Here is a 790-nt window from a genome sequence, read left to right on the forward strand (position 1 = left end):
TAATTCCAATTTCATGTTTACCAATAACGCGCCGTTTTTTAATCAATATATGCACGCTATCTTGAGAATCTAGATGATCCCCGTTTTATGTTTTATTTCTCAATGCCCCACAGTACTCGAAAATACATTCATTACAACAATGCCGCTAATGATGAGAACAATACCCACTATCGCCGCAACATCGATCTTTTGATCAAAAATAATAAAGCCAACGATAGAGATCAAAACAATCCCTAAACCCGACCAGATTGCATAAGCCACCCCCATCGGAATAGATCTCAGCACTAACGACAAGCAATAAAACGCCACAGAAAATCCAAGCACCACAAGAACGCTCGGCCCAAGCTTGGCAAACCCTTCCGATGCTTTCAAAGCACTCGTACCAATTACTTCCGAAACAATTGCGATGAGCAAATACAGATAAGCCATTTATTTTCCTTTAAGACTACTTTTCTTGAGGGGAATTAGAACCATTCTATAAAAATCAATTCTTTTATTGTCTGATATCCACTAAATCAAAGGGACCATAATAATTGGATTGCAGCGTTTCAATAACGCGCTCTTCCAATATGACACGAGAAGCATTTTTGCTCTTGTGCGCCAACCAGTTTGTAGCTCTCGCCTCTTTCATACCGAATAAGATGCAAATATTTGGCAAATGACCATATTTGTAGTCGTCATTTGGCAAAGCCGAGGATGGGTTACCAAGCTTATCGCCTGCTTGCAATTTGATAGCAAAATGACTCAGAGCATCGTCACAATAAGATGGCTTAAAAGCATGAGCACTCGT

At 39.9% G+C, this 790-nt stretch carries 2 protein-coding genes; both read right to left on the minus strand.

The window, feature by feature from the left end; translation table 11 throughout:
• Nucleotides 1-99: 99 nt before the first annotated feature.
• Nucleotides 100-429, minus strand: coding sequence for a multidrug efflux SMR transporter (locus A3738_RS01635; RefSeq protein ID WP_068476514.1), 330 nt, complete (start codon nt 427-429; stop codon nt 100-102).
• 64 nt (nt 430-493) lie between these two features.
• A partial coding sequence (locus A3738_RS30380) for a hypothetical protein (RefSeq protein WP_197473512.1) occupies nt 494-790 on the minus strand: 297 nt, incomplete at its 5' end.

The sequence above is a fragment of the Oleiphilus sp. HI0066 genome (genome assembly GCF_001635725.1).